General features: G+C 67.7%; 11 protein-coding genes and 1 pseudogene. 6 read left to right on the top strand and 6 right to left on the bottom strand.

The window, feature by feature from the left end; genetic code table 11:
• Positions 1-57 precede the first annotated feature (57 nt).
• Together ACCQ07_RS02810 and ACCQ07_RS02805 are read left to right on the top strand one after the other, a co-directional pair.
• Positions 58-594 carry a PadR family transcriptional regulator gene (locus ACCQ07_RS02810; RefSeq protein ID WP_071118550.1) on the top strand — a complete coding sequence of 179 codons (537 nt, stop codon included), beginning with the start codon at positions 58-60 and terminating at the stop codon, positions 592-594.
• 310 nt (positions 595-904) lie between these two features.
• Positions 905-1,699: a siderophore-interacting protein gene (locus tag ACCQ07_RS02805; protein WP_372165111.1), complete on the top strand. Its 795-nt coding sequence runs from the start codon at positions 905-907 to the stop codon at positions 1,697-1,699.
• A gap of 82 nt (positions 1,700-1,781) precedes the next feature.
• On the opposite strand, the gene ACCQ07_RS02800 is transcribed toward ACCQ07_RS02805, so the two are convergent.
• The 4 genes and pseudogenes from ACCQ07_RS02800 to ACCQ07_RS02785 all read right to left on the bottom strand — a co-directional run bounded on the left by ACCQ07_RS02800 (position 1,782) and on the right by ACCQ07_RS02785 (position 5,170).
• Complete coding sequence (locus ACCQ07_RS02800) at positions 1,782-3,053, bottom strand: histidine-type phosphatase (protein ID WP_372165109.1); 1,272 nt, start codon at positions 3,051-3,053, stop codon at positions 1,782-1,784.
• Positions 3,054-3,237: 184 nt separating this feature from the next.
• Positions 3,238-3,478 (bottom strand): annotated as a pseudogene (locus tag ACCQ07_RS02795) (hypothetical protein).
• Between the two features lie 126 nt (positions 3,479-3,604).
• Entirely contained in the window at positions 3,605-4,348 is a 744-nt protein-coding gene (locus ACCQ07_RS02790) for a YceI family protein (RefSeq protein ID WP_005920166.1), read from the bottom strand.
• A gap of 231 nt (positions 4,349-4,579) precedes the next feature.
• The gene (locus tag ACCQ07_RS02785) at positions 4,580-5,170 is read right to left on the bottom strand and encodes a malonic semialdehyde reductase (RefSeq protein ID WP_008571724.1); all 591 of its coding nucleotides are present in this window, start codon (positions 5,168-5,170) and stop codon (positions 4,580-4,582) included.
• Between the two features lie 134 nt (positions 5,171-5,304).
• Here ACCQ07_RS02785 and ACCQ07_RS02780 point away from each other — a divergent pair, with 134 nt between their 5' ends.
• Genes ACCQ07_RS02780 through ACCQ07_RS02770 form a run of 3 tightly spaced genes read left to right on the top strand, consistent with a single transcriptional unit; the run spans position 5,305 to position 7,670 of the window.
• The gene (locus tag ACCQ07_RS02780) at positions 5,305-6,252 is read left to right on the top strand and encodes a mitochondrial fission ELM1 family protein (protein WP_029818534.1); all 948 of its coding nucleotides are present in this window, start codon (positions 5,305-5,307) and stop codon (positions 6,250-6,252) included.
• 42 nt (positions 6,253-6,294) lie between these two features.
• Positions 6,295-7,164, top strand: a complete 870-nt coding sequence (locus ACCQ07_RS02775) for a DUF2145 domain-containing protein (protein ID WP_014089236.1) — start codon at positions 6,295-6,297, stop codon at positions 7,162-7,164.
• Entirely contained in the window at positions 7,161-7,670 is a 510-nt protein-coding gene (locus ACCQ07_RS02770; protein WP_372173279.1) for a hypothetical protein, read from the top strand. The genes ACCQ07_RS02775 and ACCQ07_RS02770 overlap by 4 nt, the downstream gene beginning before the upstream one ends.
• Before the next feature lie 107 nt (positions 7,671-7,777).
• On the opposite strand, the gene ACCQ07_RS02765 is transcribed toward ACCQ07_RS02770, so the two are convergent.
• On the bottom strand, positions 7,778-9,739 hold the full coding sequence (locus ACCQ07_RS02765; protein WP_031420874.1) for a S53 family peptidase: 1,962 nt from the start codon (positions 9,737-9,739) through the stop codon (positions 7,778-7,780).
• A 781-nt stretch (positions 9,740-10,520) separates the two neighbouring features.
• On the opposite strand from ACCQ07_RS02765, the gene ACCQ07_RS02760 reads away from it, so the two are divergent.
• On the top strand, positions 10,521-11,072 hold the full coding sequence (locus ACCQ07_RS02760; RefSeq protein ID WP_127167675.1) for a VUT family protein: 552 nt from the start codon (positions 10,521-10,523) through the stop codon (positions 11,070-11,072).
• A 103-nt stretch (positions 11,073-11,175) separates the two neighbouring features.
• Here ACCQ07_RS02760 and glnE read toward each other — a convergent pair whose 3' ends face one another.
• Positions 11,176-14,001 (bottom strand): bifunctional [glutamate--ammonia ligase]-adenylyl-L-tyrosine phosphorylase/[glutamate--ammonia-ligase] adenylyltransferase, encoded by a 2,826-nt coding sequence (gene glnE / locus ACCQ07_RS02755; protein WP_372165103.1) that lies wholly within the window; start codon positions 13,999-14,001, stop codon positions 11,176-11,178.
• Positions 14,002-14,130: the final 129 nt, after the last annotated feature.

The raw sequence follows: 14,130 nt of genomic DNA, 5'->3' as shown, positions 1-14,130 counted from the left end.
AGCGCTTGCGCGTCAACACACTTCGATATATCGTTTCTCCATGATTCGATATATCGAATGAAACAGCGCCCGCCCGTCAGGCCAACGGCCGATCTCGATGCGGCATCTGCCCGCGCGCGCGGTGCCGGCGCACGTGTGCGCCCGCTGGAGCACGGCGATCTGCGCCTGCTGCTGCTGGCGCTGATTGCCGAGCGCCCGTGCCATGGCTATGAGCTGATGCGGCAGATCGCCGCCCTCTTCAAAGGGCTGTACACGCCCAGCGCCGGGGCGATTTATCCGGCGCTGGCGCAACTGGAGGCCGCCGGCTGGGTGCACACCGATCTGGATGCCGGCCGCAAGCGCTATCAGGTCACTGCCGCTGGCAGCGACTACGTTGCACAGCAACGCGATGCGCTCGATGCCGCACTGGCCCGCACCCATCGGCGCGCGCGTGAGCTGATCAAGTCGCAAACGCCGGCCCCGATTCGCGAGGCGATTCATCGCATCAAACATGGCTTGTTCGCGCGCCATGGGCAATGGAGCGAGACAGAAACCGCGCGAATTGCTGCATTACTCAACGCCGCCGCCGACGGCATGGAGCGCGACGACGACTGAGCGGGTGTGGGTAGCACCTGGGCTCGGCCCGACAGCGATCTGCGAACCGCGCAGGGCGATACAACGCCCCCGCTGCCCCGGTTCGAGGTGAAGCGATGCAATTGCATGCAGCTTCACACGCCCCCTCCTCTGCCCCCTGCGGGCACTTCTCCCGTAGAGCTGAAGACCACGCCATTGCGCTGGATGACAGCACACCAGCATGGCCGATCGCCACTCACCACGTTATTGACTGATCACGCATTGATTTCGTAACGCTCCCTCTTCCCCCGCACCGCCGCGCATCCGTGCGGCACTCCAGGAATTGCATCCCATGGCTGCACACACCAATACCCAACTCCGTCGCGACCCACGCCTGCGTTCCGTGCAGGTGCTGCGTTGCGAAGCGATCACCCCGCACATGCGCCGTATCGTGTTCGGCGGCAGCGACCTGGCCGGCTTTCAAAGCGATGCGCCGGACGATCACGTCAAACTGTTCTTTCCCAACGCCGACGGCGCCTTCGTCCTGCCGACCATGACGCCGGAAGGCCCGCGCTACGAAGAAGGCGCGCTGCCTTCGCCGGCGCGCGACTACACGCCGCGCGATTTCGATCCGCAGAGCGGCGAGTTGAGCATCGACTTCGTGTTGCACGGCGAGGGCGTGGCGTCCGGTTGGGCCGCGCGCGCACAGCCCGGCGATCCACTGAAACTGGGCGGCCCGCGCGGCTCGTTCCTGGTTACCGATGACTACGACCACTACGTGTTGATCGGCGACGAAACCGCGCTGCCGGCGATCGGCCGCTGGCTCGAAGCGATGCCCGCCGACATGCACGCGCAGGTATTCATCGAGATCGCCGATGCCGCCGAGCGGCAGGAGCTGCTCAGCGCGGCCGAGGTGCGGGTGAACTGGCTGGAGCGCAATGGCTTCGATGCCGCCAGCAGCACCCTGCTGGAAGACAGCCTGCGCGACTACGAGCCAGAGGATGGCGACACGTTCTACTGGATCGGCGCCGAATCGATGCGCGCGCGCGCCATGCGCAAATTCCTCGAAGACCACCTGGGCGTGGACAAGGATTCGGTGCGCGCAAAAGGCTATTGGAAGGCGCGCGGCGAGCACGGCGAGGAGTGATTGCCCTGCGTGCACGCAAGGCGCGTCGGCTCTCAACGCGTCACTAAGCCGCTTCTTGCGCACTCGCCGCGCATGACATGCGCTACGGTGACGCCGGCCAGGACTGCATGGCCGGCAACGCCACTTGCACCTGCGTCGGATCGATGCGCGTGCGCAGCCAGGCCAACGCAACCGGCAATGGACACAAGGCCTGACCGTGGCAACCGGGCAATACCAGTGTGGACGAGGCCAGCGCATCGCCGTCGAAGCGCCCGCTGCGCAACGCCGCCAGGCTGGGCATCAAGGTCCGCACGCGCAGCAACGGCATGCCGTCGCCTTCGAACACATCCAGCACCAGCGCACCGCCGGGCGGATAGTCGTCGGGGCGATCGCTGCGATGCCACTGCACGCCGAGCAGTCCACCGAGCGTGGCCAAGGTAGTGTCGTGTCCCACCAGCACCAGCAGACGCGTGGAAGGCGGCGCCAATGCCGCTACCGACGGCGTCTGCCCGACCGCGGCCTGCACGGTGGCCAGAAGATGCGCGAGCAGGTTGGATGCCGCCGCCGTGGCAACCGGCAACGGACGCTTGCTCTGGGCGAACGAGGTGTTGTGCAGGGCAATCAATTGCGCCACTGCGGCGCGATCCACACGGCCCCAGCCCAGCTGCGCCGCATCGAAGCCTTCGATGTCTTCCAGCATCAGGTTCTCGGCCAGTCCGCCGGCCAGCTTCAGGGTGCTGGCCGCGGCCGGCGAGCCGTCGCGCGTGGCCGGCTCGTAGAGCAGGCGGGTAGGCGGCGGCGTGGCGCAGCGTCCGTGCTGGCAGGCACTCAACACCGCCTGCAAGTGCGCCAGCTGCGCGCGCGTCTCAGCTTCCAGCCGCACCGGCGGCGTGGGCGCCTTGCCGCCATCGAACAATACAGTGCGCTCGCCCTCCGGCAGGGCCTGGTAGTGCACTGCGCAGCCCGGCGCCATGCCCTGCAGCAGCGCCTGCGCGCTGGCGTGGTTGCGGGCGGTACTGTCGGCGATGGTGACGATCTGTTCGGTGCCCGCGCAGCCACTGGCCGCCAGTCCGAGCGGCGGCGCGAATAACGCGCGATAACGTGCGCCCAGCGCCTGCATGCCGGCTCGTCCGTGCGGCGTCAGCTGGCCCGTGGCCACCGGCCAGTGCGGCCATGGCTGCGCGCTGTAGCGATCCAGCTCGCTGCCGGGCTGGGTCGGTGCACGGATGCCATGCCGCACCAGCACGATGGTCAGGCGCAGGTGCGCGGTTGCAGCGGCGGTCTCTTTTGCCACGAGCGGTTTTGCCATCGGCAGGCAGAGCGCCAGACCGAGCAGTGCGTGCCGCATCGTTCCGGCAAAAGAGCGATTGTGCATGGCTTGCCTCATAACGTTGCCGACAACGCGAGCACTCTCCCGCGTCCAGGCTGACCGGCATACCGCGGTGCATGGGTGGAACGCGCGCCAACGGTGCGCGTGCCGCGAGGCCGGACATCGCGGTGGCGCAATGGCTGCCCTTGCCGGAACAGCGGCAACAATCTACCCAAGCGCACGACAGACATCACCGCTCCAGAAAAATGCGCCCAGCCTGCGTGGACCGGATGACGCGTGGATGACAGCCGCAACTCCGTTGCCGCGCGTTGCGCCCGGCCGTTGATTCGCGGCGATGGCGATGGCGCGATCTGTCGAGACAGTGCAGCGGCGCCAGGTTTGCCAAACGTCGCGGCGGCCACCTGTTTGCCGATGCCACGGTCAACGCAGTCCACGCTGCCGGCGATGCCGTGAGCGGCGGTGTTTCCCAGGATTCGCCCGGCACGCAGGCCGCCCCAACATGACGTGACCACGCCCGACGGCATCTCACTTGGCCGTTACCCTCAACGACAAAGGCCCGCCGAAGCGGGCCTTTGCCTGGACAGCAGCCAGATCGCTTACTTGGCAGCGGCATCCTTCGCCGCAGCATCGCCCGCCTTGGCCTGCAGGGCTTCGGTGGTGATGCGGATCTTCACTTCGTCGCTGACGTTCGGGGCGTACTGGCCCAGGCCGAAATCGCTGCGCTTGATGGTGGTGGTGGCGTCGAAACCGGCGGCCGGCACCTTCTTCATCGGGTGCTCGCCGGCACCGTTGAGGGTGACGTCCAGCACGACCGGCTTGGTCTGACCCTTGATGGTCAGGTCGCCGGTGACGGTCAGCTTGTTGGTGCCGGCCGCTTCCACCTTGGTGCTCTTGAAGGTGGCGGTCGGGAACTTGGCCGCGTCGAAGAAATCACCGCTCTTGAGGTGTTCGTCGAACTTGGCGGTGAAGCTGTTCAAGCCGGACAGCGGCAGGGTGACCTGCACGGTGGACTTGGTCACGTCGGCCGCGTCGTACACCAGGGTGCCGTCGACATTGCCGAAGTGCGCGCTCGGGTTGGAGAAACCGAAATGGCTCCACTGCGCCAGCACGTCGGTGTGCGACGGGTCCAGGGTGTAGGTGCCCGACGCCACTTCCACGGCCGGGGCGGTCGAGGCGGCAGCCGCCGGTGCAGGTGCCGGCGCAGCAGCGGCGTCGGCCGGTGCGGTGGCCGCCGCCGGGGTTTCGGCGGCCGGAGCGGCAGTGTTCTCGGCCGGCTTGGAGCAGGCGGCAATGGCCAGGGTCAGGGCGAGCGGCAGCAACAGCTTGTGGGTGGTCTTCATTGGAACTCCATGGGATGAGAGACGCGTCGGATCAACGCGGGTGGGACAGATGCAGACGGACGAGGACTGCAGGAAACGCAAGACACCATGTACGTCGACACGGCGAGCCAGATCAAGCGATCGTCAGGCGAACGGCCAACTGCGTCGCTTGACGCGGCAGGCACACGCGGTGTGCCGGGCCGACGCACGCCGTCCACGGCGCTGCGCGGCAGCCGGCACGCATGCATCGCCTTACTCGAAGCGCGCCGCTTCGTCGAAGCTCAGGCGTGGCGAACGCGGGAACAGCCCGGCCGGGTCGCCATAGCCAAGATTGACCAGGAAGTTGGACTTGATCGGCGTGCCGGCAAAGAACGCCGCATCCACCTTGGCGTTGTCGAAGCCGGACATCGGGCCGGCGTCCAGTCCCAGCGCACGCGCGGCCAGGATCAGGTAGGCGCCCTGCAGCGAGCCATTGCGGAACGCCGATTCGGTGCGGCCCTCGCGCGGGCCGTCGAACCAGCTCTTGGCGTCGGCATGCGGGAACAGGTACGGCAGCTTCTCGTGGAAGTCTTCGTCGTGCGCCACGATCACCGTCACCGGCGCGGCCAGGGTCTTGGCGGCATTGCCCTCCGACAGCGCCGGCTTGAGCTTGGCCTTGCCTTCGGCGCTGGTCACGAACACAAAGCGCGCCGGGCCGCTATTGGCCGCGGTGGGTCCCCACTTCACCAGCTCATACAGCTCACGCAGCACCTCGTGGCTGACCGGCGTGTCGGCAAACGCATTTTGCGTGCGGGCGGTGCGGAACAGCTGATCCAGTGCGGCGGCATTGAGCGAGTCGGACATGAGCACTCCAGAGGAAGGGGTGGTGCGACGGTAGGCTGCGGCGTCGGCGCCAGTGTGAAGACCCGCAGTGTAGAGTGGCGCGATTGCCGCCACACGCGTTCAATCTGAAACAAATCTATGTCGGATCTGAAACGATGGGGCTGACCTGGGCACTGAGCGACGGCCGTGCCGGCAATGCGCGCCAGGCCGAGGCGCTGGCGCGTGCATTGCAGCCCGCTGCCTACCAGCCACTGCACCTGCAGACCAACGCGCCGTGGCGTTGGGCGGCGCCGCGGCGGCTCCCCGGCGCACGGCAGGCGTTTGGCGCGGCATTTGCCCGGCAACTGCAGCAGCCCCCGGCGCTGGCCATCGGCTGCGGCAGGCAGGCGGCGCTGGCCACCCGGTTGCTGCGTGCCCACGGCAGCCGCAGCGTGCAGATCCTGGATCCGCGGCTGGACCCGCGGCACTGGGACCTGCTGGTGGTGCCCGAGCACGATGCACTGCGCGGCAGCAACGTGCTCACCCTGCTCGGCAGCCTGCACCCGGTGGACGATGCGTGGCTGGCGGCCGGGCGGGCCGCCTTCCCCGCCTTGGGCGGCTTGCCGGGCCCGCGGCTGGCGCTGCTGGTCGGTGGCCCCACCGCCCAGGTGCCGTGGACGCCACAGGCGCTGGCGGCGCTGTGCACGCGCGTGAGCGCCCAACTGCGCGCGCTGGGCGGCAGCCTGCTGGTGACCACCTCGCGCCGCACACCGGGCGATGCACTCGCAACGCTGCGCGCGGCCTGCGCCGGCCTGCCGCATCTGCTGTGGTGCGATGAGCGCGATGGGCCGAACCCCTACGCTGGACTGCTCGGCTGGGCCGATGCCATCGTGGCCAGCGCCGATTCGGTCAATCTGCTCTCCGAAGCCTGTGCCACCCGCGTACCGGTCGCTGCCGCGTTCGGCGAGCAGGCACGTGGGCGCGTTGACACCTATTTGCAAGCGTTGCGGCAACGCCAGCGCTTGCGCTTAGTCGATGAAGTTCTCGCCAGCGCTGTCGATATCGTTCCTGTGCGCGAAACCGAGCGCATCGCCATGCAGGTACGCGCGCGCCTGCTGCCATAACCCAACGCCCGCCAGCGGGCCAGCGAGACAAGGACGATGTGCATGACAGGGACGATCAACGCGCGATGGATGCGGCAAACCCGGCGCAAGGCAATTGCGCTGCTGGTACTGGCCGCATTACCGCTGGCGGCCACCGCAACAACACCGCGTTGCGTGCCGCGTTATCCCACGCCGCACGCCGCTGCCGCGATGTTCGACATGGCCACCTCCACCGCGCAGGCGCTGGATGCGTTGCCCGATGCCAAGGTGGTGCTGCTGGCGCGCGGCGGCCAGGATCTAAGCCGCTACGGCCTCAAACATAGCCACCTGGCATTTGCCGTGCGCGACGATGATGGCGGCTGGCGGGTGCGCCACCTGCTCAATCGCTGCAAGAGCGATGCGTCACAGCTTTACCAGGAAGGCCTGAGCAACTTCATCGGCGAAAGCGCGTTGAGCAGCGATCTGCGCGTGGGCATTCCCACCCAGGCACTGCAGCAACGTCTGTACGCGCGATTGACTGGCAGTGGCGATCTTGCGCACCGCCTGCATGAAACGCGTTACAGCATCGTGGCGTATCCGTTTTCCACCGACTATCAAAACTCCAACCAATGGGTGCTGGAAGTGCTGGCCGTCGCGCTGGCGGCCGACGCGCAACCGGCGGTCGCGATTGCCAACAGCGGTGATGCACAGGCATGGCTGCGCACCGCGCGCTATCACCCAAGCGCCCTGCATCTGGACCTGAGCCAGCGCATCGGCGCGCGCTTTGTCGCCGCCAATGCGGCGGTCACCGATCATCCTGTGAGCGAACGTGTGTCCGGTAACTATTCGGTGGTCACGGTCGAATCGGTATTCGACTTCCTGCATCAGCGCGACGCGGTGGACAAGGAACTGTCGATTGCACGCGCCGCCCCTACTCCTGGAGCAACACCATGATGCATGCCCGTTCTTTTCTCGCTGCCAGCGCATGCCTGTTCGCCGCCTTGACATTGCCCTGCGCACACGCCGGTGAAGCGACCACACCCGGCGAAAAATCCGAGTTCTATTCGGCGCTGTCGCTCGCCATGCCAGTGCTGATCGCGTCCGGTGTGGCGGGCTCTGTGTTTTCCGCACCCGTTGCTGCATCTAATACAGTGGCCGAATCACGCCGCGAGGCACGCGCGGGCAAGCTGCCGCCAATGCGCGTGCAAGCCGTCGACACCCTGCCTGCGGGTGCACGCCAAGTGCGCCTGCAGGACCCGCAACATGCCGAGAACACCGCAGTGCTGCAATGGCAGGCACGCCAGGACGACCCCGTCGCAGGCTTCCACGTCGGCGAAATGGTGACGTTCCAACCTAGCCCCGCAGGCAGCGGCTGGACCGTGCATGCGGAACAAGGCCAGGCGTTGGCGTTCGTACCGACAGAAGCGGCCGCCGCATACGGCAGCAGCCAGACCTGGTGACGTGCACGCCCTGCGCCGCAGGCCGGGCCACCTCTGATCGAGCGCAGCGCGATCGTCGTTGCATCGGCGGCGTTGCCACGACGCCGATGCCTCCAACCGCGCTGCGTTTACGGATTGCTGGGAGAACGCGGAATGCCGGCAGGCGCCGCATCCAGCGCGCCGATCATCAGCCGCACGACCGGGGTTCCCAAGCCGGTGGTGTAGTTGTACTTGCCGGCGATCGGCACGTCGTTGCCGACGACCCCGTTGTTGCCGGGAATGCCGCGGTGATAGGCCTGCGGGCCGTTGGCGGCCAGGCGATACAGGTAATCGTTGAGATTGCCCTGCCGGCCCTGCTTCTGCACCAGCAACGCGGCCACGCTGGCGAACTCCGGCGCCGCCACGCTGGTGCCGATCACCTTGGTGATGGCACCGGCCACGTAGATGGACACCGAGCTTGTGCCCTGCTGACAGGGATGCACGGCGATTCCCGGGCAGCCGCCGACCAACATGCCGACATCGGGCAATGCGCGCATCGAGGTGCGCGTGCCGCCCAGCGCGCGCAGCTGATATGCCGGACGCTGGAACAGCGTGCTGACGCCGCCACCGGCACCCCAGTAGCCGCCGCTGAGCAGCGCGCCGACGCCATACGGGTCCTCGGCCTGCAACGGGTCGGCAAACGCGCTTTCGCTGAGGTAGCTCGAATCCAGGCTGCCCTTCTTGTAGGCAGTGAGCAGGTTGCCGCCACCGACCGCGGTGACATGCGCATCGGCGGCGGGCCAATGCACGCTGGGGACGTATCGGCCGTTCTTGCCTTCCACCAGGTATTGCGTGTCCGGGCAATCCAGGCCGGCATTGTCGCCGCTGGAGGCGACGAAGCTGATGCCCTGCGCGTTGCCTTGCTTGAAGACCGAATCGAACAGGCCAAGGATGGAAGTGGCGTCCTTGCCGTTATAGGCCGCGGTGAAGATCTGTTCGCAGAACCCGAACGAGGAGCTGACCACGTCCGCCTCATTGTCCTGCACGATCTGCCGGTAGCCGGCCAGGATGGAATCGATGGACAGATCGGGGATCACGTACAGCAGCACGTGCGCGCCCGGTGCGCCGCCGAGTGCCATGTCCACATCGAGCGTGGCCTCGCGCACCGCAGCGCGATTGCCGTCCTGCACCCCGGGCTTGGCCCCGGCCACATAGCGGCGTGCATACAGTGTCGGGTTGGCATGGTTGCCGGCATAGCGGCTGAAGCGCTCGTGGTCGAACATCGCGGCAATGTCCGTATCCAGCACGTCGCTGCCGATCAGGACGGCGATCGTGCTGCCGCTACCGTCGAGCCGCTGTTGCTTGCCTGGCGCACCGATCATCGTCTGGTAGGAAGGATAGCCGTAGGCCTGCTTGAGATCGTTGTACCAATAGCTGGTGGTGCCATCACCGGTGCGGTTGCCGGGCGTGCCGGCCAGCATGCGCGAGTCCATGCGCGCCGCCGGCAGCCCGCGGCTCAGGCCGGTGACGGTGACACCGTTGGCACGCAGCGCGGCCGGCAGCTGCAGCGGAGCGGCAGCCGCCAGGCGTACCTGCTGGCCGGCGTTCAGATCAGCCACCAGCGGCGCGGCAAACAACCGCTCCACGCTGTCGGCATTCGCGCTGACATGCAGGGTTGGCCCTTGCTGCACCACGGTCATGTGTGCGGCCTGCAGGGCGGCGCGTACCTGCGCGAGCTGCGCAGGCGCCGGACCAAAACGCCGCTGGAATTCGGCCGCCGACAGCCACTTGTGGTACTGCGGCGACAGCGGGTCCTGGATGTCGGCCAGCAGGGCGTTCAGGGCCACTTGGTCGCGTGGTGGCAGATGCACGTCGAAGGACACGGGCGCTGTGCGCAAGCTGGCCGTGATCGCGTCAATCCGGGCATCGGGGACGGTGGTGGCAGCGTTGGCGCTACCGAAGGCCAACAGCGAAGCGGACAGCACGGCAGCCAGCAGCGGCCGACAGCGGATGCGAGTAAGCATGGATCTCTCCAGGGGGCACAGCAGTGAGCGAGGCCGAATGGCATCGCAGGGACGTGCACGACCGCTCGCGACCACCGGCGCGATCATGTCGACACGGAAACAGGACACAGATGCCGGCTGCGATCGATGGCCGCGCGGGCCGCGATCCACGCGGCTGGCCGCTGACACAGACCACGGCAAGGCCGAGCGCTGCCGGTGCACCATCGCGACACTGCACATTCGGCGGCTATCTCCATCGGCATCGGCAGGTCGCGCGGCTTGCAAGGGTTGCCATCACTCAGACGGCGGGTCGGGAGCCGGGACGATACGTGCGATGTCTACCGCTGAAATGCCAGCGGGCGAGGTTGTGTCGCCATCAGCGAGGTGCGCGCGCCTGCGGCAGCAGGTGCCGCTGCGTGCCAGCTCGCCGCGCGTGGCTGCCTCAAGGTGCGCGCCGTTGCCGCGAGTACATGCAAGCGCCCATTGCGCGCACCTGCGCCCGCTCATCACCGCAGTTCCTGCGTCGAGGCTGCCGCCTGCTTTGCGATCACCGCGTGCTGCCGATGCCGCCGGTCAGGCGTCATGTGCACGCGTCACCGATGACGACCCGATGTCGGGGCGCAGGCTTGCCCCGCTCTGCACATCGCATGCCGACGATGCTGCCGAGCGCCGCCGCCGCCACGAACGCAGGCGCTTTTGTATTGCGGCCGCGATGTGCGCACGCGCTCGGTCGTCGCCGCCGATGATACAGGCACGGTCCGGCGCCAGGCGCCTGCGCGATACGGGAAGGGGTCTTCGCGCAGCGGCGCCGTGGTCGGGGCGCGCATCGCTGCGCTGGTCCAGCCCTGCCCTCGAAGCGATAATTGCGCGCCCAATCAACCGTGTCGCCATGCGTCCTGCCTCGCCACCTGCCTTTGCCCCGCTCACCTCTCGCGCATTGATCTGGGCGGTGTTGGCAATGGGCGCGGTGGTCCTGCTGTCCAACATCCTGGTGCAATACCCGATCAACGACTGGCTGACCTGGGGTGCGTTCTCCTACCCGCTGGCGTTTCTGGTCAGCAACCTGATCAACCGCCGCTTCGGTCCACGCGCTGCGCGCCACGTTGCCTGGTGCGGGTTCGCGCTGGCGGTGCTGCTGTCGATCTGGCTGGCGACGCCCCGCATCGCGGTGGCCTCGTGCAGCGCTTTCATCGCCGCGCAATTGCTGGACATCAGCGTGTTCGACCGCCTGCGCGATGGCAGCTGGTGGCGCGCGCCGATCGTGGCCACCACCTGCAGCGCCACCCTGGATACCACCATCTTCTGGAGCATTGCGTTTGCCGGCGCGAGCCTGCCGTGGGTCAGCTGGGCCGCAGGCGATCTGGCGGTAAAACTGGGCATGGGCGTGTTCCTGCTCGGCCCGTTTCGCGCCCTGCTGTGGCGGAGTGCGCCGCGTCGGTAGAACGCATGACGCGCATGGATGCGGGGCTTTCCGCCAGGACAGCCAGGCACCGTTGCCGCCGTTTGCCGCAGCTGCATCGAAAGCGGCGCACTCACCAGGGCCCTTACAGCGCTGTTTCATCCTTGCCCAGCGGAAACGTCAGGCCCTGCCCACGTGCTGCGTTGAAGATGATGCCGCGCGCCTGCTGGATGGCCGGCGTCGGTGCGAGCAGGCGTGGGCGGCGGTCCAGCGTGCAGCTCAGGCCGGCATCGACCAGCGTTGCGTGCGCCTGATGCAGTGGTGCGCCGCTCTCGTCCGGGAGCCAGTGCGTGCGCGCCAGTGCGTCGATCAACGCTGGCGTGTCGCAGGCGTCCAGCAGCTGCGGCTGCTGCGCTGCCAGCCCGAGCACGCCGGCCTGCAGCACGAATTCCAGATCCACCAGGCCGCCAGCGCCCTGCTTGAGATCCAGCCTGCCGGCATCGCTGCGATCCAGTTCGGCGCGCATGCGCGCCCGCATCTTGCGCACGTCTTCGTGCAACTGCGCGGTGTCGCGCACCCGCATCAGCGTGTCGCGACGCACGTGGGCAAACGCGTCGCAAAGCGCCGCGTCGCCGGCCACCGCGCGTGCACGCACCAGGGCCTGATGCTCCCAGGTCCAGGCGCGATCGCGCTGGTAGTCGCGGTAACTGGCCAGCGAGGACACCAGTGCGCCCTTGCCGCCATCCGGGCGCAGTCGCACATCGATGTCGTACAGCCGGCCGGCGCCGGTCTCGGCAGCCAGCAATGCCATCACTTTCTGCGCAAGCCGCGCAAACCAGCGCCCGGCTTCCAGCGGGCGCTTGCCGTCGGAGGCGTCCACCTCGGGCGGATGATCGTACAGGAACACCAGATCCAGATCCGATCCGAACCCCAGCTCCAGCCCGCCCAGACTGCCGTAGCCGACAATGGCGAAGCTGCCGCCAGGCACGTGTCCGTGCGCGGCCAGCATGTCGCTGCGCGCCAGGTGCAGCACGGTCTGCACGACCGCTTCGGCAAGCCAGGCCAGTTGCCGGGTGCTCTCCACCGCCTGCTGGCGGCCATCCAGCGTGGCCAGCGCAATACGGAAGCTCAGTGCCAGCCGGCGCTCGTTGAGTTCACGCAGCGCCGCTTCGGTGTCGTCGATGTGCAAGGTCTCGGCGCAGGCCGCGTGCAACGCTGCGCGATCCGGTAGCGGGCCGCTGATGCGGGTGTCGAGCAATTCGTCCAGCAGCAGCGGATACGCCGCCAGCCGCTCGGCCAGCAGCGCGCTGCGCGAGAGCACATCGACCAGGCGGGCAAGCGCGCTGGGTTGCTCGTCGAGCAAGGCCAGATAGCTGGTGCGGCGCAAGGTGGCCTGCAGCAGGCCGAGCATGCGACGCACTGCCGCGTCGGGCTGGCTGGCGCGGGTGGCCGCGTGCAGCAGTGCCGGCATCACCCGATCCAGCCGCGCACGCGCGCTATCGGACAGCGCGCGCACGCCGGAAGACTGCGCGAAATCGGCCAGCGCCTGATGCGCGCCATCGGGATCGTGCAAGCCAATCCCCGCCAACGGCGCAGCATCGCCTTCCGGCAGCGCGCGCCAGTAATCGGCAAGCGCGTCCGGTGCGGTGGCGCGCACGCGCGGGGCCAGCAGTTCGGCGAATTCCGCGGCCACGCGTGTGCGCTGCGGTGCCAGCGCGTCCAGCAATGCCGACCAATCCGCATACCCAAGGCCCAACGCAATGCGCTCGCGATCCAGCGGCGCCTGCGGCAATGCGTGGGTCTGCGCATCGCGCAACATCTGCAGGCGATTTTCCAGCCGGCGTAGAAAACGATACGCCGTCGACAGCGCCTGGCCGTTCTCCTGGTCGATCTGGCCTGCGGCCACCAGCGCCTGAAGCGCGGGCAGCAGCCGGCGTTCGCGCAGACTCGGTTCGCGTCCACCACGAATCAGCTGCAGCGATTGGGCCAGGAACTCGATTTCGCGAATCCCGCCGGGCCCGCGCTTGATGTCGTCCAGACGATCGTGCCGCGCCACTTCGGCGGTGATGGCGGCCTTCATTTCGCGCAAGCCATCCAGTGCGGTGAAGTCCAGATACCGCCGGTAGACGAAGGGGCGCAGCGTTTCCAGCCAGGCTTCGCCGGCGTCGATATCGCCAGCCACCGCGCGCGCCTTGAGCCAGGCATAGCGCTCCCAATCGCGACCTTCGCGCTGGAAATACTGGTCCATGCCGGCGAACGACAACGCCACGCGGCCGGCGGTGCCGAATGGACGCAGGCGCAGATCCACGCGATGGCTGAAGCCGTCGGCCGTGGTTTCGTCCAGCAACCTGGCCAACTGCTGGCCCAATCGCGCGAAATACTCTTCTGCTGCCAATGGACGCGCGCCATCGGATTGGCCGCCCTGCGGATAGGCGTACACCAGATCCACGTCCGAGGAAAAATTCAGCTCGCCACCGCCCAGCTTGCCCAGCCCGAACACCACCAGGCGCTGCACGCTGCCGTCTGCAGCAACGACCTTGCCGTGGCGGGTGTGGAACTGCTGCTCCAGCGCTTGCAGGCCGCATTGCAGGCAGTGCTCGGCCAGCCGGGTGGCGCCGGCCAGGGTGGCTTCGACGCTGTCCAGACCGAGCACATCGCGCCAGACCAGGCGCGTGGACTCGGCGCTGCGATAGCGTCGCAATTGGGCAGGCCACAGCGGTGGCTGGGCTGGATCCAGCTGCGGCAGTGGCAGTGGCGGCGGATCGGGTTGGGCCAGGTGCTGCAGCAACGCCGATTGCCGCGCCAAGGTATCGAGCGCGAACTCGCTGGCCAGTGCGACCTGCGCAAGCTGCCGATCGAACGCGCCGCCCGGCCACGCCTGCTCGACAGGCAATGATTGACGAACACGCGCCACGGCCCGCTCGATCAGGGCGGTGAGCGCAGGAGACATGGAAACGGTCGGCATCGGCATGACCGGATTTTGGCATCCCCGCCACGCAGGGAGTACACGCATGCGCGAGATCCCGCAGGGTGACTGCAACAGAGCGTGCAGCATTTCGCCGCCTTGAACATCTCGCTTACGCAGCCCTGACGACAGCCA

Source organism: Xanthomonas sp. NCPPB 3583, assembly GCF_041475715.2.
GTDB lineage: Bacteria > Pseudomonadota > Gammaproteobacteria > Xanthomonadales > Xanthomonadaceae > Xanthomonas > Xanthomonas euvesicatoria.
The sequence above is the reverse complement of the archived record's forward strand: the minus strand, read 5'-3'. Positions and strand labels throughout refer to the sequence as shown.

Bases quoted from the DNA above. Each gene is read 5' to 3' on its own strand.
- glnE (WP_372165103.1), bottom strand. From the start codon at position 14,001: ATGCCGATGCCGACCGTTTCCATGTCTCCTGCGCTCACCGCCCTGATC.
- ACCQ07_RS02810 (WP_071118550.1), top strand. From the start codon at position 58: ATGAAACAGCGCCCGCCCGTCAGGCCAACGGCCGATCTCGATGCGGCA.
- ACCQ07_RS02780 (WP_029818534.1), top strand. From the start codon at position 5,305: ATGGGGCTGACCTGGGCACTGAGCGACGGCCGTGCCGGCAATGCGCGC.
- ACCQ07_RS02765 (WP_031420874.1), bottom strand. From the start codon at position 9,739: ATGATCGCGCCGGTGGTCGCGAGCGGTCGTGCACGTCCCTGCGATGCC.
- ACCQ07_RS02800 (WP_372165109.1), bottom strand. From the start codon at position 3,053: ATGCACAATCGCTCTTTTGCCGGAACGATGCGGCACGCACTGCTCGGT.
- ACCQ07_RS02775 (WP_014089236.1), top strand. From the start codon at position 6,295: ATGACAGGGACGATCAACGCGCGATGGATGCGGCAAACCCGGCGCAAG.
- ACCQ07_RS02760 (WP_127167675.1), top strand. From the start codon at position 10,521: ATGCGTCCTGCCTCGCCACCTGCCTTTGCCCCGCTCACCTCTCGCGCA.
- ACCQ07_RS02805 (WP_372165111.1), top strand. From the start codon at position 905: ATGGCTGCACACACCAATACCCAACTCCGTCGCGACCCACGCCTGCGT.
- ACCQ07_RS02785 (WP_008571724.1), bottom strand. From the start codon at position 5,170: ATGTCCGACTCGCTCAATGCCGCCGCACTGGATCAGCTGTTCCGCACC.
- ACCQ07_RS02790 (WP_005920166.1), bottom strand. From the start codon at position 4,348: ATGAAGACCACCCACAAGCTGTTGCTGCCGCTCGCCCTGACCCTGGCC.
- ACCQ07_RS02770 (WP_372173279.1), top strand. From the start codon at position 7,161: ATGATGCATGCCCGTTCTTTTCTCGCTGCCAGCGCATGCCTGTTCGCC.